Consider the following 20,208-nt stretch of genomic DNA (forward strand, 5'->3'; position numbering starts at 1 on the left):
GGTTTATATAATCCCGAGGCCGGCGGCGGGATGGAAGGTTCTCCCTTGACAAAAAAATCCGCATCGGGTACAATGAAACCGAAGGGCGAGGCAGGGCGCTTAAGCATTGCATAGATTGCTCTACCCAATCCCGAGGCCGGCGGCGGGATGGAAGGTTCTCCCTTGACAAAAAAATCCGCATCGGGTACAATGAAGCCGAAGGGCGAGGCAGGGCGCTTAAGCATTGCATAAATTGCTTTTGCTTCCTGCCCAGCGCCTAACCTTCACCATCAATTATAACATACTTTTTCCCAAAAATCCCAATTTCAATCCGCCGCGCGGAACCGAGAAGGCACAGACTGGTGCCTCGGGCTGACGGAGAACCTCCCTACTGCAAGGCGGCCAGCCTGAGAAAAGACGGAGAGGGGGAGATTCGAACTCCCGGAGCCCTTGCGGACTCATCTGATTTCAAGTCAGACGCAATCGACCACTCTGCCACCTCTCCAGTGCGGCTAAACTTATTTTAACCCGAGAATCGGCCAAGTGGCGCAATAAATTGAAAAAATCTGTAAGGCTTAAGCCAACTGCACCACAGCCTCAGCCGGATCGCAATAGAGAACTTCCTCAGAAACGATGTGGAAATGCTCGTCCACCCAAACCAAAGCAGCGCGCCTTACCACACCCTGATGCAATTCCACCAGGGAAAAATTCCGCAACTTGTGGGTGTCGGTTTGCACGATACGCGGGACGCGAGCCGCGTTAAGATAAACGGTACGGTCTTCGCAGACATGGAGAGATTTTCGCAATTGTTGTTTCGTATGGCGCAGGGTGTGGTGCATGTGACCGAAAGTCACCAGGGGGATGGTTTTGCCTAAAGCACGAGATTGGCCGATCGCCCGCCCAAAGTCCGGATCGCCAAAGTCACCGCCCAGAGGTTTCCAGTCGCGCCCGCAGGGGTCTTCCGGGCGATCGCCCAACCCACTCGGTCCATTATGCCCCAGAAAAATCAAGGTATCGAACTGCGCCGCTTCCACCGCCTGCATGATTTGCGCCGTAGACTCAGCAAAATTATTGACCCGGTAGCGATCGCGATAGAAATCCGCATACTTCCATTCCGGGCCGCCCCAACTAAACGGACGAGTCCCCACCACAGTCAGCCCCAGATCGGGAAAATCCAACTTGCCATATCCCACATGGGTCTCGCCGAGCAAATCTAACTGTTCGTTTACCCAGTCTTCCGAGGCGCGATCGTAGGGACAGTGGTTGCGTCCCCAAGGAGTGGCAGTGTACCAGGCGTCGTGGTTGCCTAAAGCCACCGCCTTGGGCAGATCCAAAGCCGCGATCGCCCGCACGATCGGCACCGACTCATTGCCAAAATCCCCCACCAACAGCACCAAATCCACCCCCAAATGCTTCAGCGCCTCCTCATCAGCCGCCTCCCACTGTTCGTGAACGTCACCCACCACCGCGATCGTTATCCCAGTTTTCCGATACTTCTGATTGCTCATGCCTCTCTCTATTGCCGACCTTATCCAGCATAGGCAATAAACGCCCCCGGCAACATTGCCCCCCAAAAATTTCTAATCTTCAACCCGCAATTTTCCCTCAAGAATTCTTAACTTTCAATTCTCCACCCCCTGTCATTTTTGGTAAAAAGCACTATAATTAAACTAGAGAACCCTAGAAAATTCGAGATTAGGTCACCGCCAACTGTGTTTACTGCTACATTACTTCCCCGAGATTCTACCAAAACCCCAGCCATCCCCGACGACCTGTTCGAGGCCATCAACCAGCTCAAAAAAGACCTCAACGCCGTAATTTTGGCTCACTACTACCAAGACCCAGACATCCAAGACATTGCCGACTATATCGGCGACTCCCTCGGACTGTCCCGCCAAGCCGCCAACACCAACGCCGATGTCATCGTCTTTGCCGGCGTTCACTTCATGGCCGAAACTGCCAAAATCCTCAATCCCCACAAACAAGTATTGCTACCCGACCTAGAAGCCGGCTGCTCCCTCGCCGATAGCTGCCCGCCCGATGCCTTTGCCGAATTTAAAGCCGCCCATCCAGACCATCTGGTGATTTCCTATATCAACTGTTCGGCGCGCATCAAGGCCATGAGCGACATCATCTGCACCAGTTCCAATGCCGTTAAAATTGTCAGCGCCATCCCCGAAGACCAACCCATTATTTTTGCCCCAGACCGCAACCTCGGTCGCTACGTCATGGAACAAACCGGGCGCGACTTAGTGCTGTGGGAAGGAAGCTGCATCGTCCACGAAAACTTTTCTGAGAAAAAAATCGTCCAACTGCAAATCGAACATCCCGACGCCCAAATCCTCGCTCACCCCGAGTGCGAACCCCCGGTACTCCGTCACGCCAATTATATTGGCTCCACCAGTGCCTTGCTCAAATACGCCCAATCCAGTTCTACCGATTCGTTCATCGTCGCCACCGAACCGGGCATCATCCACCAAATGCAAAAGCAAACCCCCAACAAGCGCTTTATCCCCGCACCGCCCATGAATAGCTGTGCCTGCAACGAGTGCCCTCACATGCGGCTCAATACCCTAGAAAAGCTCTATCTGGCCATGAAAAATCGCGCTCCAGAAATTACTTTACCAGAAGATATCCGCATTGCCGCCCTCAAACCCATTCAACGGATGCTGGAAATGAGCGCTTAACACCGCCTCATCTCATGTGCGCCCGCATCCATGTAAAATAAAACACTCCGCGTCAGCTTTGCTATGCCCGTAGGGCTATCGGCGGACGAAAGTTTCCCTCGGCGCGATTTCAATCCCCCGCTTCCATTGTCCCTTTAATTCCCTAAATCGTCCTGGATTGTCACTCCCATAAAACGAATGTCAGGTGGGCATTTCCCACCCTACATCTACTCCCATAAAACGAATGTAAGGTGGGCATTTCCCACCCTACATCAGAGTGATGCGATAATTGTGGCAGAAACAAAGCGGTTTATTGGGCGAGAAATTCCTTCAGTCTTTGAGTGAGGGTTTCGACTAATTTTTCATCGCTGCTTAAGCCCGTTTCTGCTTCTTTTTGGATGCGGCTGACCGCCTCTGGGGGCAAATCGAGCAACTCGACTAATTTTTGATACGCTTGAGCTTCTTCGGTGTTAATTTTCGGTTCATCAGGGGTGCGCGAACTCGACGCAATGACTTGATAGCCCAGATGCAGCACCAATTCTCGTTCCGCTTGGCTTTGGAGTTTGGGAACTAACTCTTCAAGCGGAATGTTTTGCATCATGTACTCTTTCAATTCTTGTTTGAGTTGTTCTTGTTGTTCGCTGCTGTTGGCAAATAAGTCGCTAAAGCGATGCAGCATTAAATCGACTTCTTCTGTTGCCAATTCGCCATCAGCCCAAGCCATCGCCGTGACCACTCGCAGTAAATTCATCTGACGGGGGGTAATCGAGGGCGGGGGTGGGGGTTGAATTGCCATAGGTTTTTTCTCCGCAGTGGATAGACAGTTGCTACTACCCTAACAGGCGATCGCTCCCCTCTTCCGCCGCCACCCTAGCGGGGGGTTAACTTTTAACTCGAGATAAAGACCCGCCCAGCCATCCGCGAAACAGGTTTTCTTGGCTGGCGGTGGGCTTTTGCAGGGCCACCACTTGATACTGGGTGGGACGAGGTTCCCCCAAGGTGACTGGGTAAGTCTGCAGTTGCTCGTGATGAAACACCGTCACTTGAATGCGCTCTGCGGGTTGGTAATCTTTCAGCCGCTCGTTTAAATCGTCGGCGGTGACGCGCAACCCGTCAATGGCGAGCAATTCATCCTCCGGGTCGATACCGACTTGGTGCGCCGGAGATCCGGTTTCGACGAATTTAATCGCCGCTTTGCCGTTTTCGGTTTTCACGCTCAAGCCGAGAAATGGCACCGCATCTTGGCCATTGTTGGAGGCTTGCAGTTTTAAACCAAAGGGGGCGAGGTATTTATCGAAGGGTAATTCGGTGGTTCCGTGGATGTATTGGGCGTAGAAGTCGGTTAAATCTTCCTCCGCGACGGATTCGAGAACCTCTTTCAAGTCGTCGTCGCTAAAGCCGATTTCTTGTTGGCCAAAGCGCTGCCACATTTGGCGCATCACGTCATCGAGCGATCGCTGATTTTTATGGCGGGCGCGGATTCGCAGATCCAGCAATAAGGAGACCATTTCTCCTTTCAGGTAATAGGAAATTTGGCTGTTATCGCTGTTGGCATCCCGGCGATAAAGCTTGATCCAGGCATCCCAACTCGACTCGCTCACCGGTTGAATTTGTCGCCCGGGGGTATTCTGCAACCGATTGACATCTTTGCTCAATCCTTGCAGGAAATTTTTGGCGTCGTAAATGCCAGCGCGCAGGGGAATTATCAGGTCATAGTAACTGGTGGTGCCTTCGCAAAACCACAAAGCACTGATGTAGCTTTCTCCCTCGTAGTCAAACTCTTCCAGGGGTTTGGGGCGGATGCGCTTGATATTCCACAAATGGAAGAATTCATGGGCCACCAGTTGCATGAAGCGGTTGTATTTTTCGGGGGCGCGAAACCCGAGGCGGGGATAGTTGAGGGAACAACTATTTTTGTGTTCTAAGCCGCCATATCCTTGGGAAGACAGATGCAGGATAAATAAATAGCGATCGTAGGGGAGACCCTCAAACAGTTGGCTCTCCACCTGAATGATTTTTTCGGTATCGGAAATGATGCGATCGGGTTTGGCGTTCCCTTGTCCCCAGATGGCGAGTTCGTGGGATTTCCCCTCCACCTCGAAGAAATGGGAGTCATGGGTGCCGATTTCAAAAGGGCTATCCACCAGGGTATCGAAATCTTCCGCTAGGAAGGTGTTGGAGCGCTGTTTCACGGCGCTCAAGCCAGTGCTGACGTGCCATTCCGGGTTGGGCGGGATAATTTGCACTTCGATGGGGCTGCGTTCAAACCCGGGGACATAGAAAAATAACGCCGCCCCGTTAAAGTAGCCGTGGGTGGCATCCAGATGATTGGTTCGCACCGTTAGCTCGTTGGCATAGATGCGATAGCGCACGATGATTTCGGAAATGCCGGGGGTGTCGATTTGCCAGTGGTTTTTGCTGACTTTGCGCCAGGACAGCGATCGCTCGTCTGGGTCGCAGGCGGAAAATTCCTGCAGGTGCTTGGCATATTCGCGCACTAAATAAGACCCGGGGGTCCATACGGGCATTTTTAAGTCCAATACGGACTCTTGCCATCCGCGCAGGCGCAGCATCACGTCAAACAAGTGGGTTTGAGGTTCTCTCATGGCCACTTGATAGTAAAGTTGGGGGGCGATCGCGGGTTTGGCGATCCCGGGCATCGTCGTCGCTTCAGTCATGGGATAAATACTTGCTTCGGGTGTTCGGCTACTGGATCTGTCAGGTTAAACATGTCCCGCAAGATGGGTCAATTGCTTGAGATTGACTAAATACATCGCTTCGTTGCCTTCATCAATCTCTACCCACCCCTTGCTTTGCAGTTTTTCCATGATTTTGGTGGTCTCTTCGACCCCAATATCGGTGACATCGGCCAAGTCTTTATAGGGAATGTTATAAATCTCGGATCCCTTCTCGGTGGATTGGCCATAATTTTCCGCTAAGGACACCAGGGTATTGGCTAGCTTCACGGCAGGGGGACGCTTTCGCAGTTGAAACCGCACATTGGTCTGTCGCAGTCGTCTGACCATCAGTTGCAACATCCGGTGATGCAACTGGGCGTCTTTAAATAAGGTTTGAATAAACCGTTGCGCGGATACGCTCAAAAGCTGCACCGGGGACAGGGCAATCACATCCGTCGATCGGGGGGATTCATCTAAGATTGCCATTTCGCCAAAAAAATCTCCGCGACCGAGAATCGCGAGGGTGACGACGTTGTCCCCATACAGGCGGCGGACTTTCACCCAGCCACTGACCACAAAGTAAACGGCATTGCCCCAGGCATCTTCCATCAAGACGGCTCTGCCTGCTGGATACTCGTGCTCGACCGCAACGGACAACAGCCATTCCAATGTCTCTGGGTTGGCGGCACTAAATAGCGGAAAAAGCTCACTAAAGGCTTCGGTCTGCATGAAAGATATTCAGGTTAGGGAATAAGGATAGGTATTATAGGACAGCCGCTGGATACGCGGGCTGATACGAACAAGATCCGAATTTTTTCTATTTTTGATGTTTCAAAGGCTAAGCGCATTTCAGTGGGTTGGTTTTGGGCTGGCTGGCGGATAAAACATGGATTTTATTCCTCCATTAGCAGATTGCCACACAACAACTCTTTTGGCACGCGGAAAAGATGCTTGGAGTTTTCCGATCTGCAACTGTTCTGATTTTACCTGCTTTCTCGACCCTTTGGCTGCACTCCACTCTCCCTCGGGCGATCGCTATCCCCCCCTCGCTTTCCGTGATTCTTGCTTCTGGATCCACTACCTCCCCGGGTTTTTCCCCCTCCTGATACACTCCATCTGCCGTTCATTGTTTCACGTTTTGACTGGGTTGCTACTTTTTGCCCCGAGATTCTACTCACCCCCTTTTCCCCCGATGCACGCAGGAATTGCGCTTCTCGGCCAATCCCTCTTTGCCTCGATTTTCCCTCCACCCTCTGCACCGACTCACGATTCTTTATTAATTATCCCTAATTCTTTATTGTTAATCCCAAATTGATAATCACTGACAATGAATGTTTCGCTCCCATAACTTAATATTTTTTTACTTGACTTAATCACTATTGAGCTATATAGTAGAACCAGAAGCTTTGGAAGGCGATCGCGGATCCCAAGCCAGAGGATCCGGGAACCGATTCAAAAGCGATCGCTCTCGAGAATCGACTGTCAACCTTTAATCTTTAACGACCTATGCTATTTCGCCAATTATTTGATTACGACACTTGGACATACACCTATTTAATTGCCGATGAGTCTACAAAAGAGGCCGTATTGGTGGATCCGGTACTGGAGAAAGTAGAACGCGATCGCCAGCTCATCGCTGAATTGGGACTCACCCTGCGCTACGGTCTCGAAACCCATATCCACGCCGACCACATCACCGGCACCGGCAAGTTGCGCGAACTCACCGACTGTGTGGGCGTAGTTCCGGAAAATGCGGAAGCCGCTTGCGCGGACCGCCACATCAAAGATGGGGAAACCTTGCAAATCGGTTCGATTCCCATCAAAGCCATCGCCACCCCGGGTCATACTGACTCCCACATGGCCTTTTTGGTGAATAACGACCGGGTATTGACCGGCGATGCTTTATTTATCCGAGGCTGCGGGCGAACCGATTTTCAAAGTGGCGATCCTGGAACGATGTACGATGTCATCACCCAAAAAATCTTCACCTTGCCGGATGAAACCTTAGTGTATCCGGGTCACGATTATCGCGGTCATACGGTGTCCACCATCGGCGAAGAGAAGCGCTGGAATCCCCGGTTTGTGAATGTGGATAGCCCGGGAACCCTGCGCGATCGCAACAGCTTCATCGAACTGATGAACAACCTCAACCTGCCCGATCCGAAAAAGATTATGGAAGCGGTTCCGGCGAACCAACAGTGCGGTCAAACCGTAGGCGCTTCTCAGTAACGGGAGGTTTTTCCTCCGACCCCCAACCTTTCCGCGATCGCAACTGCTAGCATTTCTTTGATTAGGCTCGAGAAAACTCTCGCTATCCGAGGAAAGGTTGGGGAATTTTTTCGCGTCAGAATCGATAAGAATAAAATAATGATGAGTTGGATTATCGGTCATATTTTTGCTGCATTAATTGGAGTCAGCCTCGGTTTAATTGGCGGAGGGGGTTCGATTCTGGCCGTCCCGATTTTAGTGTACGTGATGGGCGTCGAACCAAAAAGCGCGATCGCCATGAGTTTGGCGATCGTCGGAACCGTGAGCTTATTGGGCGTGATTCCCCACTGGAAACTGGGCAACGTCAATCTGAAAAAAGCCGCCATCTTTGGTTCCGCAACGATGGTAGGCGCGTATGGCGGTGCCCGCCTCGCCAACATGCCCTTTATCTCCGGCACAATGCAACTGCTGCTCTTTGCCGTGCTGATGCTGGTAGCGGCAGGATTTATGATTCGCAAAGGCTCCAAACCTCCCGCCCCGAAAACCACACAAAGTGAGGTCACGAATCACCCGGATAGCGAAAGTACACTCACAAAATCCTCCGACTCCGCGAACGATGCGGTGCAGCTAGGGCTGCTGCTGGCGGAAGGTTTAGGCGTGGGAATTCTCACCGGATTGGTGGGAGTGGGCGGCGGATTCGCGATCGTTCCCGCCCTAGTGTTACTCGGCAAAACCCCAATGAAAGAAGCCGTAGGCACCTCCCTGGTGATTATCGTCGCCAACTCCGTCACCGCCTTTCTCGGCTATCTACAAAGTGATATTCCCTTAAATTGGCAATTAATAGCCTCTTTTATTGTCGCCGCCAGTTTGGGAATTGCCGGAGGCGCATATATCAGCCGCTTCGTCCAAGCCAAACAGCTACAAAAATGGTTCGGCTTTTTCTTGTTAGCAATGGCTGCATTTATTTTGTTCCAAAATAGAAGCGCCTTTACTCGTCCCACCAAAGCAGAAGTCGTCAATCGAACCGCAAAGTGGGAATTAACAACTCAGAATGCACCATTCACTTCGAAGCGATCGTCGGGTGTGTGACCCCCGCCATTCAATTCCGGGAACCGACTCAACGCCGGGGGTAAAGCAACCGTAGGGTGTGTGACCCCCGCCATTCAATTGGTGGAACCGACACTTCATAAACGCCGGGGGTCACGCACCGACTTTAACAAATCAAGAATAAAGAATTGTTAATTAATAATTAACAATTAAAAATCAAGAATTAATAATTTTTTCAAACAGGAATTTTTTTGATTTTCCCCTATCCCTTTTCCCAACTGGGTTTGGACGGGTGGGGGATGAAATTGGGGGGAGAAGAGCGATCGCGCGATCGCGGAAAAAGGGAATAAAGCGGTGTGGCTAAAATCCGTCATCAAAAACAGATACAGTCAAGGGAAGACAAAAGACCCGCTTTGCAAACCGAGACTGACTGTGATGAACGCACAACCCAGGGATCTACCTGCACAATGCCAGATTCGACCGGCGCGCGATCGCGATATGTGGGCGATTCGCATCTTAGTGCTCTGCGCCCTACTGGATCCGACCCAATTACATTGGCAAAACTTTATCGCGATCGAATGCGAGGGAAAAATCGTCGCTTGCGGACAGTTGCGGCGATTTTCCGGAAGCCAAGAATTGGGAAGCATGGTGGTGGCGAGATCGTGGCGCGATCGCGGGTTGGGGTCAGCATTAGTCAAAGCGCTGATTCGCCAATCCAGCGAACCGCTTTATCTCGAATGCATGGGATGGTTAGTAGAGTTTTATCGGAAATTTGGGTTTGTGGAAGTCCCTTGGGAATCTTTACCCAAACCGCTAAAAACCAAATTTGCCGTGGGACAACTCGGATCGAAAGTATTGCCCCTCGGCGTCACCATCATGCAGTATCAACCGCTACCATAAAATAATTTTTGGTGGTTCCACTGCGACCCTCAAAGTCCCGTAAATTCAGTCCAATCGGGAACTTTCGACACCCCGATCCAGATTGCCCGTCATTTTTCCCTCGACAGAACCGAGAATCTGAGTTTTAATAGGCTTATTTGGCCAAAAGGCCGGGGAACATCCGTTCCTGACCCCCATCAGGGTGTGAGTATTGCGATATAAACTAGACAGACCGCTAGCTTTCTGAGTCAAACACCAATAATTTCCCTGATTAATGAAGGAACAACAAACTGCAAACCCACCGGCGATCGGCCTGCTGACAGCGATCGCCATTGTGGTCGCCAACACCATCGGGACCGGCGTATTCACGAGTTTGGGCTTTCAAACCGTGGATATTAAATCCGGTTTTTCCTTACTATTTTTATGGTTTGTGGGGGGTATTTTTGCCCTGTGTGGCGCACTTTGCTATGGAGAATTAGGTGCCGCCATGCCCCGATCTGGCGGCGAATATCACTTTCTTTCCAAGATTTACCATCCCGCGATCGGCTTTTTATCCGGATGGGTCTCCATTACCGTTGGATTTGCCGCCCCGATCGCCGCTGCAGCAATGGCCTTCGGGCAATATTCCTCCAGCATCCTTTCCTTTATAGAACCCAAAGCCATCGCCCCGATCGTCGTGATTTTGATTTCGCTAATTCACATGCGAAATGTCAAAGTTGGCAGCTACTTTCAAGATAGTTTAACCCTGTTAAAAGTGCTGCTGATTGTCGCCCTGATTGTCTGTGGGTTCCTATTAGCCACTCCCCAAGAGATTGGATTTTTGCCATCCGGGGAAGATCTGCCGCTAATCTTCAGCGCCCCCTTTGCCATTTCCTTAGTCTACGTCACCTATTCCTACTCCGGCTGGAATGCGTCGATTTACCTAGCCAGTGAAGTCAAACAACCGGAGAAAAATATTCCCCGATCGCTATTATTGGGGACAATTATCGTCATGGTACTCTACCTGCTGCTTAACTTTATTTTTCTCTACAGTACCCCGATTGACAAACTCGCCGGAGAATTAGAAGTTGGAGCAATCGCCGCCGCTGCAATTTTTGGCGAATCCGGGGGAAAACTGATGAGCTTTTTAATTGCCTTCGGTTTGATTTCTTCCATTAGTTCGATGGTCTGGGCCGGCCCGCGCGTCACCCAAGCGATCGGCGAAGATATCTCCTTCTTTCAACCCCTCGCCAAGAAAAATAGCAGTGGCATTCCTCATTATGCCATTCTCTTGCAACTGGGAATCGTGTTAGTGCTGACGATTACTTCTACCTTTGAAGCCGTGATTGCCTTTCTCGGCTTTACCCTAACTTTATCTTCCTTCCTCACCGTTTTGGGCGTGTTTGTTTCGCGGATTAAATATCCCGATATTCCCCGACCCTATAAAACCTGGGGATATCCCATCACCCCGCTCATTTTCCTCGGGATTAGCCTGTGGATTTTGGTATTTCTGTTCATGGGCAAACCACAAGAATCCCTCGCCGGATTGGCTATCATTGGTTTGGGGTTTCCCCTGTACCTTTTCGCCTCCAAAAAGAAACGGTTTTCTTCAGATTACTAACGCTTTTCCTTGCCTTTCAGTCACTTAGCAGATAAATTCCATGAACAAAAAAACTTCCCTGTCTGTGTTATTGGCGATCGCAACCCTGTTGCTTGGGGTTCAATCTTGCGCCACGAATAATGAAGCGCAAGTCAGCGCAGAAAACACCCCCGTCAGTTCCCCAACCGCCGAGGTGAGCGAAACCCCCGAAACGCAAGCGCAAACCCCCGAAACATCCGCAGACCCCCTGGCGGAATTCGACATGGAAAAAGCCGCCCTATTAACCGATACGGCGAAGCTGTTAGCGGGGATGGAAGTAGACGACAACAGCGCGATCGCCTCCGTACAAGATACCCGCGCTTGGAACGACTATGCCTATGCATTAAACACCTCCTGGGAACAACTGGAAGCTCAACAAATTTCTAAAGTCAGAAAATGGGCCGCCAGCGAACTCAAATCCATTAATGCCACATCCCCACCGATTTTTTACCCCTTTAGCGGACCGGATTTCTTGTATGGCTATTCTCTATTCCCCGAAGGGCGGGAATTTGTCATGGTAGGTCTCGAACCGGTGGGAGATATTCCTAACTTGCAAAATCTTTCCCCGGGGCAATTAAATAGCAAATTGCAAAACGTCAATCAATCCCTCTATGCCATTTTGCAATTTAGCTTTTTCCGCACCAAAGATATGGCGGTGGATTTGGCAGACAAAGGGGTTTTGCCAATTTTATTCGTTTTTATGGCGCGGACGAACAATCAAATCTTAGATGTAAATTATGTGGGGTTGGATAAAGAGGCGAAAATTCAAATTTTGGACAATGGAGAAAATACCCAAGGGATGATTCCCGGGGTGAAAATTTCCTTTTTGCCAGAAGGAGCATCCGAACCGCGCACGGTGTATTATTTCTCCACAGATTTATCGGATGAAGGATTACAGAAAACGCCGGAATTCAGCGAGTTTGTCCGGCAAATGGGTACGCCTGTCACCTATCTGAAGGCGGCATCTTATCTGATGCACTACGATAGTTTTTCCACAATTCGCAATCTGATTTTCGACCAAAGCAGTCACGTGCTGCAGGATGATTCGGGCATTCCCCTGCGCTATTTTGATGAGCAAAAGTGGGATTTGACGTTTTATGGCACCTACATCCAGCCTATCGAGTTGTTTGCCAATATGTATCAGCCGAAATTGCGTCAAGTCTATCAAAACAATTCAAATATTAAGGGGTTGAATTTTGGTATCGGCTACAAATACTATAATGACTCGAATTTGATGCTGGCGACCAAAGAGGATAGCGCGTCGCAACCGTAAGTTTGGGCGACATTCACCCCTCAGTTGATGGGGTAAAGGGGGGTGTGCTTTCTTTATCCCACCCGGCGTTTCCAGCATCGCTTGGGAACGCCATTTTCAACCTTATTGCTCTTTATTTCATGCAAAAGGGGCGGTTTTACTGTCCCAACGTCAAAGAAATATTATAAAATAGGGACACTGATTTGAAGGAAAGGCTTTAATGTCCTCCATGACCCCGGCAGAATTCGAGTATTTAATTCGCAAAACCATCACCTATCTGGATTTCCACAGTGACGATACGGCTAGGGAACTGGTGGCGGAGTGGCAGCAAGTGTTTTTGCAGATCCAGCAGATGAAACGGCGTGGGAACCGAGGGGCTTCCCCCCAGCAGGGCGATCGCTCCCACTAAATTCACACCAAGAATATCACAATACCTAACCTCCAGGAACATTTTCCGGGAAAACCCTCCTGTTTCGGCACCCCCACAAACTATACATACACATCAGGTAAAGCAATCAGAGGGCGAAGGGGAGGGTGCCCCTGCCGAACCCCCGAGATTAACGCTTCTCAATTTTCAATTCTCAATTTTCAATTCTTAATTTTTCTTTGCACCCTTTGCAACTCCTTCCAGAGACGGGTAGCGCTCCGGCACCATCCGCCCTAAAATCGATGAAGAAATCAGCAATAGAAGCAGTAATCGTGAGCGATCCAACCCTGGAGAAAATCCTGGACTTAGCAAAACCTCGGGTAGACTCTGCCGAAGTGTACTACGTTTCGAGCCAAGACACCCCGATCGAATTTGAAAACAACCGCCTCAAATCACTGCAAACCAAAGCCCTGCAGGGGGTTGCACTGCGAGTGATTTGCAATGGCAAAATCGGCTTTGCCAGTTCCACAGACTTAACGCGCCTAGAAGACTTGGTAGACGCCGCCGTGGAAACCGCCAAAATCGGCGACACGGCAGAATTCGAGTTTGCCAGCAACCTGCGCGTTTCTGAACCGCCGAGCACCTACCGCCCTCCCACCAGCGAAGAATTAGTGGATCTCGGGCGATTCCAAATCGAGCAAGTTCATGCCTACAACAGCGATATTCTGGTGGATATCAGCTTTCACGTTCGCAGTGGCATCGTGAAAATTGCCACCAGCAACGATGTCTATGCCAAGCGCAGCAGCCAAATTCTCAGTGCCAGTATTGGCGGAAATCTGGTCAAAGGGGAAGACTTCCTGCAAATTTATAGCTATGATGTCGCCCGCGATCGCACCCCAAATTACGATCGCCTCGTCGCCGATCTGCTGCAAAAATACCAACAAGCAGAACGACAAGCGACTATCCCCAACGGCTCATATCCGGTTCTATTTACCCCCAGGGCCGCCACCAGCACCCTCCTGAGTCTGTTCGATATCATCCTCTCCGGGCAAGTGGTAGTCCAAAAAGCCTCTCCCCTAGCGGATAAAGTGGGGGAAAAAGTCTTTGACGATCGCCTCACCCTCTACGAAGACCCCAGCAAAGGACCCTCTGCGTGCAATTTTGACGATGAAGGCACCCCCACCAGCGAGCAAGTCCTCATCGATCGCGGCACCGTACAAGGATTTTACTGGGATCGGCGTTGGGCCGCCCGGGCGGGAGTCCAATCCACCGGCAACGGATTTCGCGGCGGATTGTCCCGCCCCGGCCCAGATCTGGTCAATCTGTGCATGAATCCGGGCAACACCTCCACCCAAGACCTGATCGCCTCCATGAAAGAAGGACTGATTGTCGAACAAGTCCTCGGCGCGGGTCAATCCAACCAACTCGCCGGCGAATTTTCCGTCAATCTCGACTTGGGTTACAAAGTCGAAAATGGCGAAATTGTCGGTCGCGTCAAAAATACAATGGTGGCCGGCAGTATTTTTGAGGCATTCAATAATTTAGTCGATTTGGGAAATCAACCCGAATGGGTGGGCGGCGGTGCCTATCTGCCCAGTCTCCAATTCGCCCAACTCGGTGTTTCCTCGCGCGCATAACTCTCGCCGACTTCACATCCCCCAGCTTCCCCAGGTCTCGATTCCGGGGTCTGGCATTGCCCGGGTGTGCCTAGGGGGGTGTAAATTGTAAAAAAAAGCTGAACTTAGCCGTTGAGAATTAAGAAAATCTTTAGACTTTTGCCGCACTTCTTAATTCTCAATTCATACATTTTATTTCGGAGGCATTTGTGAAATCAGCAGTGTTAGCAATGAGTCAAGTCGGAGGTGCCTTTTGGGGGCAAATTTGCCATGCCTGGGGGCGATCGCGCCGCTGGATAATTCTCCTGTTGGTGCCTCTCCTGCTCACCGGTTGTGTAGACTATGATGTGGGCATCAATTTCGAGAGTCAGACCCACGGGGAAATCGTCCAGCATATCCAAATCTCAGAACGACTGAAGGCATTTAGTAGTTCCACTTCCGAGGCATGGTTAGACAGCATCCGGCGTCGCACCCGGCAGTTGCGCGGGAAGGTCAAGCGAATCTCGGAGCGCGAAATCGCCGTGACGATTCCGTTTAATAATGGCGAGGAACTGGTGGAGAAATTTAATCAATTTTTTAACCCAGTGGAGCAGAAAAAAGCGCGATCGCAACCGGATAGCTTGGGGGAATTTCCACAAATTTCCTCCAAGATGAGCTTGCAGCAGAAAAACTTTTTGCTGGCGATTTACAATCAGCTCAGCTATGATTTGGATTTGCGATCGCTCGGGGCAATTTCTTCCAGTGGCAGCGTGTTAGTCAGTCCCGGTGCCCTGCTCAACCTCAACTTTGCCTTAAACACCCCTTGGGGCGCTAAAACCCTTTCCTCATCTGGGGAAACCCTCGCCCCAGAAATTGGCGATGGGGGACGCCAACTGCGCTGGAAGCTGCACCCGGGAGAACTCAACCATCTGGAAGTAGGGTTTTGGGTGCCCAGTCCCATCGGGATTGGGGCGCTACTCATTAGCTTGCTGGTTGCATTTGGCATTTTTGTCAAAGACTTGCTTTTCCCTTTGTTAGGGATTGGCAAAAAACGCCCCCGCCCCACCCCCCCATCCCAAGCGGAAACCGGGAATTTGGGCAGTTAACTCCCTCGGTGGCAAAACCTTGCAACTTAACCTGAAATCCGCCACCCGTTCCTCGGGGTGGGGATATCAGGGAGGGGATTGACCCCCACGCCCTGAGTGGGTTTAACTGCGCCATCGCCCAAGGGTTTTCCCTATCCTATCGGACGGGTATCCTAAAAGAAGGGAATCAACCGGAACGGCAAGGAGCCACAAACAACCACCAACAAAGGGGCGGCGATGTCAGGGTGCAGCACAACGCCAAAGAACCGCTCGGCAAGAGTGAGGGGTCTGACCCCCTCATCAGGGGAAGAGGAGAAAAAACGGTTTGCGATCGAGCCTCAACAAAGGGGGTAACACTCGCTCGCCGATTAGATTTAGCTGAAAAAATAAGCTAAAGTTGTATTAGAGAGTTGAGCCTCATTCAGGTGGTTTCTTAACGTATTGAATTCGCCAGCAGTTAGGAAATCCTTGTCCGCGCTGTTGTCATTCAACCCTGTCCATCTGAGATAAGTTTCAACGTAAAAAAGGACTGGAGAGTAAATATGTCTGAAAATAATAGTCCTGTCCCGACCATTCTAGCCGTAGATGATAGTGTCGTGATGCAAGATCTGGTCAAGCGCGCCCTCGATAAGGATTATCGGGTCCTCGTGGCAGATAATGCAGTGGATGCACTGTCGATGATTTATCACGAGCAGGTGGCCATTTTATTACTGGATGTTTCCATGCCTGGAATTGACGGTTTAGAGCTTTGTCGCACGGTGCGGAATATCCCTCAATTTCAGGAGTTACCGATTATCATGCTGACGGCAAGGGATGGGCTGTTTGATAAAGTCCAAGGGCGTCTCGCGGGAGCCACTGAATATTTAACAAAACCTTTTGACGCCAATCAATTACGGCAGGTGGTGGGAAATTTTATCGATTCGCCGCAGCATTCTGAAGTGAAAGAGTAATCGAATGGCAGGCGGCATGTTTATCTGCGCCCATTGTCCCCACCATCGGTGGCGGTGCATTCAGGGGCGTGCTCTGATTGGTCAGGAAATTGTTGGGCGATCGCCGATGAAATTAAACCTTTGCATTATACAGCAATTCTTAACAAATTGGCGTCAAGTAAATAAAAATTAATAAAAGGCAAACAAACGTAAAGAAATGGCTCGCAGGATGTCGAGGCAATCGGTTGGGCTATGGTTGTAAAGTGTTGCCATAAAGGGGCAAAATAAAAAAAGCGGCGATCGCGGCGTTGGGCATCACAGCCAGCGCAAAAGCCCTTGCAGACATGCTCCGATAAAATCGGAGGGCAAAATAACAACATGCCGCCTATCCCCAGAAAAGATGAGCTATTGTCTCAATCCCCAGTGTCATCATCCCCGCAATCCCCTCAAAAGCCGCATCTGTCAAACTTGCGGTGCCAGTCTGCTGCTCAAAGAGCGCTACCGCGCCATCAAACCCATTGCCCGAGGCGGATTTGGTAAAACCTATTTAGCGGTGGACGAAGATCGACTGAATACGGTGTGCGTCATCAAGCAATTTTTACCGAAACTGCAAGGTACCGCTGCCTCCCGACAAGCAACCCTGCACAAAGCGATCGAGCTATTCAATCAAGAAGCGCTGCGACTGTACGAACTGGGCGTTCACCCCCAAATTCCCTCCCTGCTGGCTTCTTTCGAGCAAGACAAACGCCTGTATTTAGTGCAAGAATTTATCGATGGCAAAACCTTGTGGCACGACCTGAAAGAGCGAGGCGCGTTTGCCCCGAGCGAGATTTTGGCACTGCTGCGCGATATCTTGCCAGTGTTGGCATTTGTGCATCAAAAAAAGGTAGTTCACCGGGATATTACCCCCGCCAACATCCTGCGGCGCAAGGAAGATGGCTTCCTGGTGTTGATTGATTTCGGAGTGGCGAAACAACTGAGCCAAACCTCCTTGGCAAAAACCGGGACGAAAGTGGGCACTGCAAGTTATGCGCCCATCGAACAACTCCGCAGCGGGAAAGCCTATCCGGCGAGCGATCTGTATAGTTTGGGCGTGACTTGCATTCATTTGCTCACCGCCGTGAAACCCGATGCCCTGTTCGATCCGCTCAAGGGCTGTATTTGGCGCGAGTATCTGAAAAGTCGGGGTCGAGATATTAGCGATCGCTTCGGGGATGTGTTGGATCGGATGATTGCCGATCGCGTCACCGATCGCTATCAAAGCGCTGAGGCGGTATTGCAAGATTTGGCCGCCGTGGGCGTTTCTCCCACCCAGACGAGCAATGCAACTACGCCGCCTCCCCCAGGCAAACCCCCGGCATCCCCCCCCATCACCACCCCCAGCAGTGCCTCCCCCATGCCCTCCCGACCCCCGCGCACCGGCGATCGCCCCCACTCCGCTAGCCGCCTGGATCCTTGCTTGCGAACCCTCACCGGTCATGGGAGTTGGGTGACTTGTCTGGCGATCGACCCCAGAGGTCAGCTCCTCGCCAGTGGCAGTCTCGACGATACCATCGCTATCTGGAACTTTCGCACCGGCGAGCAACTTCGCACCTGGCGCGGACACTCGAAATCCATTAACGCTCTCGCCATCAGTCCCGACAGCACCCTACTCGCCAGTTGCAGCGACGACGACACCATCGCCCTGTGGCACCTCAAGCGCGGCACCCGACTCGCGACCTTCGAGGAGCATTTACGCGATGTGAATGCGGTGGCGTTTACTCCCCAAGGGAATTTGTTAATTAGCGGATCGGAAGACCGCACGATCAAACTCTGGCCCCTGGGCGATCGCTCCCCCGAAGCACCCTCCCCCTCCTCCTACACCCTCTCCGGGCGCTCTGGCATGATTAAGGCGATCGCCACCAACGGCACCCACCTCGTCAGCGGCGGACTCGACAAAACCATCCATGTTTGGGACATAGTATCTCGTCAAGTGCGATACAATCTATCCGGCCACTTTCAAGCCGTCAATACCCTCGCCATCAGTCCCGACGGTACCCTACTCGCCAGTGGCAGTAAAGACAAAACCATTAAACTCTGGAACCTCTCCACCGGCACCTTGCTCTCTACCCTTTCCAGTCACCTCGATTCCGTCAACTCCCTCGCCTTCAGTCCCGATGGCAAAACCCTCGTCAGTGGGAGCAGCGACCAAACCCTCAAACTCTGGCAACTCCACCCCAGCACACCCCACAGTGCTACCCTGCAAACCACCTTAACCGGACATTTCGGCGCAGTTAATGCAGTTCTGTTTACCCCCAGTGGTAAAATGGTCGTCAGCGGCAGTTGGGACGAAACCATTAAAATTTGGCGCGTGGGACGATAAAAATGGAGACTTGAGAATTGAGAATTACCACAATTGTTCAATCTTAAGCGTGATGTTTATCGCCGATTTATCGGATACAATAGAAAAATAATATCATGTCCGCTGTCCAGACAACTCAACTTGTAGAGACGCCATTCATCGCGTCTCTACCGGTATTTCGCCGCCCCTCCTCCGGACCCCATATAATATCCCGCCTTAACCAGCTATTATTGAAAATCCCGATATAACCTCTTAACGCTGACTCGTTCATTTCATCTGATTATGACCTATTGTCTCAATCCCCACTGTCCCAATCCACCCAATCCCGAAGGAACGAAATTTTGCCTCAGTTGCGGTGCGAAATTAACCTTGCGAAGCCGTTACCGTGCTGTGGAACTCATCGGACAGGGAGGAATGGGACGCACTTTTTTAGGCATCGATGAAGACCGACTGAACGCCTCTTGCGCCATCAAACAATTTTTCCCCGCAATTCAAGCCACCACCGCTTTAGCAAAAGCCACAGAACTATTTAAGCGCGAAGCAGAGCAACTGCTGCAATTGGGAGAACACCCGCAAATTCCCAGCCTTTATGCGTATTTCGAACAAGAGAAACGCTGGTATTTGGTGCAGGAATTTATCGATGGGGTGAATTTGTTAGAAGAATTAAAACAACAGGGGACATTTGACGAAGCCAAGATGCGGGCATTGTTGGGAGATGTATTGCCAATTTTGCAGTTTATTCACCAGCGACAGGTAGTGCATCGGGATATCAAACCGGAGAATATTTTGCGTCGCCGTCGGGATGGGAAACTGGTGCTGGTGGATTTTGGCGTGGCGAAACAAGGGAGTGGCACCCAACTAGCGCAAACCGGCACCCGGGCGGGAACCCAAGGGTATGCCCCGATGGAACAACTGCGGGGAGGTCAGGCATATCCGGCGAGCGATTTATATAGTTTGGGGGTGACTTGCGTGCAATTACTGACGGGGAAAATGCCCGAGGATTTGTACGATTCGATGGAGGCGCAGTGGGTGTGGAAAGCACAATTGCAGAAACAGGGGCGGGCGGTGAGCGCCCAGTTCGCTGCAGTTTTGGATAAAATGCTGCAAGAACTGGTGCGCGATCGCTTTTCTTCGGCGACGGAGGTTTTGCAGGCGCTTGCTGATGGGGCGATCGCACCACAAACCCCCTCGAAAGCACCCGGATCGAACAAGCCGGCGATCGCGCCTGCGCCACCGCCCGCCCAACCCACACCCAAAACCGTCGCGCAACCGGGTTCTTTTGATGCGATCGCCGCAGATTTAGCAGAAATCAAAAGTCAGTTTACCCCGGGAAACGCGCCCCCACCCGCCAAACCCCAATCCGGGAAAACCACAACCCCCTCCCCGGCGAAACCCTCGGGGTTCGATGCGCTTGAAGCGGAATTAGAATCGTTAAAATCCGAATATGGAGAGTCGAATTCAGAGTAATTGGGGGCGATCGCGCCAAATTCCCGGTGTACGACTGCTTAAAATTGAAACCCCTACCGCCTTGGATTTACTGACGACGTTCGACATATTGCATTTG

The 20,208-nt window shown here is 51.2% G+C and carries 17 protein-coding genes and 1 tRNA gene; 12 read left to right on the forward strand and 6 right to left on the reverse strand.

The window, feature by feature from the left end; translation table 11 throughout:
- The 3 genes from AC0QH1_RS29950 to AC0QH1_RS29960 all read right to left on the reverse strand — a co-directional run.
- A partial coding sequence (locus AC0QH1_RS29950; RefSeq protein WP_324635104.1) for a hypothetical protein occupies positions 1-224 on the reverse strand: 224 nt, incomplete at its 3' end.
- Between the two features lie 173 nt (positions 225-397).
- A tRNA-Ser gene (locus AC0QH1_RS29955) sits at positions 398-484 on the reverse strand.
- Between the two features lie 70 nt (positions 485-554).
- The gene (locus tag AC0QH1_RS29960) at positions 555-1,487 is read right to left on the reverse strand and encodes a TIGR04168 family protein (protein WP_324635105.1); all 933 of its coding nucleotides are present in this window, start codon (positions 1,485-1,487) and stop codon (positions 555-557) included.
- Between the two features lie 204 nt (positions 1,488-1,691).
- Between AC0QH1_RS29960 and nadA the strand changes: the two genes are divergently transcribed.
- Complete coding sequence (nadA, locus tag AC0QH1_RS29965; RefSeq protein WP_324635106.1) at positions 1,692-2,666, forward strand: quinolinate synthase NadA; 975 nt, start codon at positions 1,692-1,694, stop codon at positions 2,664-2,666.
- A gap of 289 nt (positions 2,667-2,955) precedes the next feature.
- Here the strand turns inward: nadA and AC0QH1_RS29970 are convergent, their stop codons facing one another.
- The 3 genes from AC0QH1_RS29970 to AC0QH1_RS29980 form a co-directional block, all read right to left on the reverse strand.
- Complete coding sequence (locus AC0QH1_RS29970) at positions 2,956-3,441, reverse strand: tellurite resistance TerB family protein (RefSeq protein WP_324635107.1); 486 nt, start codon at positions 3,439-3,441, stop codon at positions 2,956-2,958.
- An 85-nt stretch (positions 3,442-3,526) separates the two neighbouring features.
- Positions 3,527-5,323: a M61 family metallopeptidase gene (locus AC0QH1_RS29975; RefSeq protein ID WP_324635108.1), complete on the reverse strand. Its 1,797-nt coding sequence runs from the start codon at positions 5,321-5,323 to the stop codon at positions 3,527-3,529.
- A 45-nt stretch (positions 5,324-5,368) separates the two neighbouring features.
- On the reverse strand, positions 5,369-6,052 hold the full coding sequence (locus tag AC0QH1_RS29980) for a Crp/Fnr family transcriptional regulator (protein WP_324635109.1): 684 nt from the start codon (positions 6,050-6,052) through the stop codon (positions 5,369-5,371).
- Positions 6,053-6,829: 777 nt separating this feature from the next.
- Here AC0QH1_RS29980 and AC0QH1_RS29985 point away from each other — a divergent pair.
- The 11 genes from AC0QH1_RS29985 to AC0QH1_RS30035 all read left to right on the forward strand — a co-directional run bounded on the left by AC0QH1_RS29985 (position 6,830) and on the right by AC0QH1_RS30035 (position 20,111).
- Positions 6,830-7,552 carry an MBL fold metallo-hydrolase gene (locus AC0QH1_RS29985; RefSeq protein ID WP_324635110.1) on the forward strand — a complete coding sequence of 241 codons (723 nt, stop codon included), beginning with the start codon at positions 6,830-6,832 and terminating at the stop codon, positions 7,550-7,552.
- A gap of 138 nt (positions 7,553-7,690) precedes the next feature.
- Complete coding sequence (locus tag AC0QH1_RS29990; RefSeq protein ID WP_324635111.1) at positions 7,691-8,620, forward strand: sulfite exporter TauE/SafE family protein; 930 nt, start codon at positions 7,691-7,693, stop codon at positions 8,618-8,620.
- A 393-nt stretch (positions 8,621-9,013) separates the two neighbouring features.
- On the forward strand, positions 9,014-9,478 hold the full coding sequence (locus AC0QH1_RS29995) for a GNAT family N-acetyltransferase (RefSeq protein ID WP_324635112.1): 465 nt from the start codon (positions 9,014-9,016) through the stop codon (positions 9,476-9,478).
- Positions 9,479-9,731: 253 nt separating this feature from the next.
- Positions 9,732-11,057, forward strand: a complete 1,326-nt coding sequence (locus tag AC0QH1_RS30000) for an APC family permease (protein ID WP_324635113.1) — start codon at positions 9,732-9,734, stop codon at positions 11,055-11,057.
- A 40-nt stretch (positions 11,058-11,097) separates the two neighbouring features.
- Positions 11,098-12,348 carry a hypothetical protein gene (locus AC0QH1_RS30005; RefSeq protein ID WP_324635114.1) on the forward strand — a complete coding sequence of 417 codons (1,251 nt, stop codon included), beginning with the start codon at positions 11,098-11,100 and terminating at the stop codon, positions 12,346-12,348.
- Between the two features lie 199 nt (positions 12,349-12,547).
- The gene (locus tag AC0QH1_RS30010) at positions 12,548-12,736 is read left to right on the forward strand and encodes a hypothetical protein (protein ID WP_324635115.1); all 189 of its coding nucleotides are present in this window, start codon (positions 12,548-12,550) and stop codon (positions 12,734-12,736) included.
- 260 nt (positions 12,737-12,996) lie between these two features.
- Positions 12,997-14,331 (forward strand): TldD/PmbA family protein, encoded by a 1,335-nt coding sequence (locus tag AC0QH1_RS30015; protein ID WP_324635116.1) that lies wholly within the window; start codon positions 12,997-12,999, stop codon positions 14,329-14,331.
- Positions 14,332-14,540: 209 nt separating this feature from the next.
- Positions 14,541-15,395, forward strand: coding sequence for a DUF3153 domain-containing protein (locus AC0QH1_RS30020; protein WP_324635117.1), 855 nt, complete (start codon positions 14,541-14,543; stop codon positions 15,393-15,395).
- 521 nt (positions 15,396-15,916) lie between these two features.
- Positions 15,917-16,324: a response regulator gene (locus AC0QH1_RS30025; protein WP_324635118.1), complete on the forward strand. Its 408-nt coding sequence runs from the start codon at positions 15,917-15,919 to the stop codon at positions 16,322-16,324.
- A gap of 379 nt (positions 16,325-16,703) precedes the next feature.
- Complete coding sequence (locus AC0QH1_RS30030) at positions 16,704-18,665, forward strand: serine/threonine-protein kinase (RefSeq protein WP_324635119.1); 1,962 nt, start codon at positions 16,704-16,706, stop codon at positions 18,663-18,665.
- Positions 18,666-18,926: 261 nt separating this feature from the next.
- Positions 18,927-20,111: a serine/threonine-protein kinase gene (locus AC0QH1_RS30035; RefSeq protein WP_324635120.1), complete on the forward strand. Its 1,185-nt coding sequence runs from the start codon at positions 18,927-18,929 to the stop codon at positions 20,109-20,111.
- Positions 20,112-20,208: the final 97 nt, after the last annotated feature.

It is taken from the genome of Phormidium sp. CCY1219 (assembly GCF_055795085.1).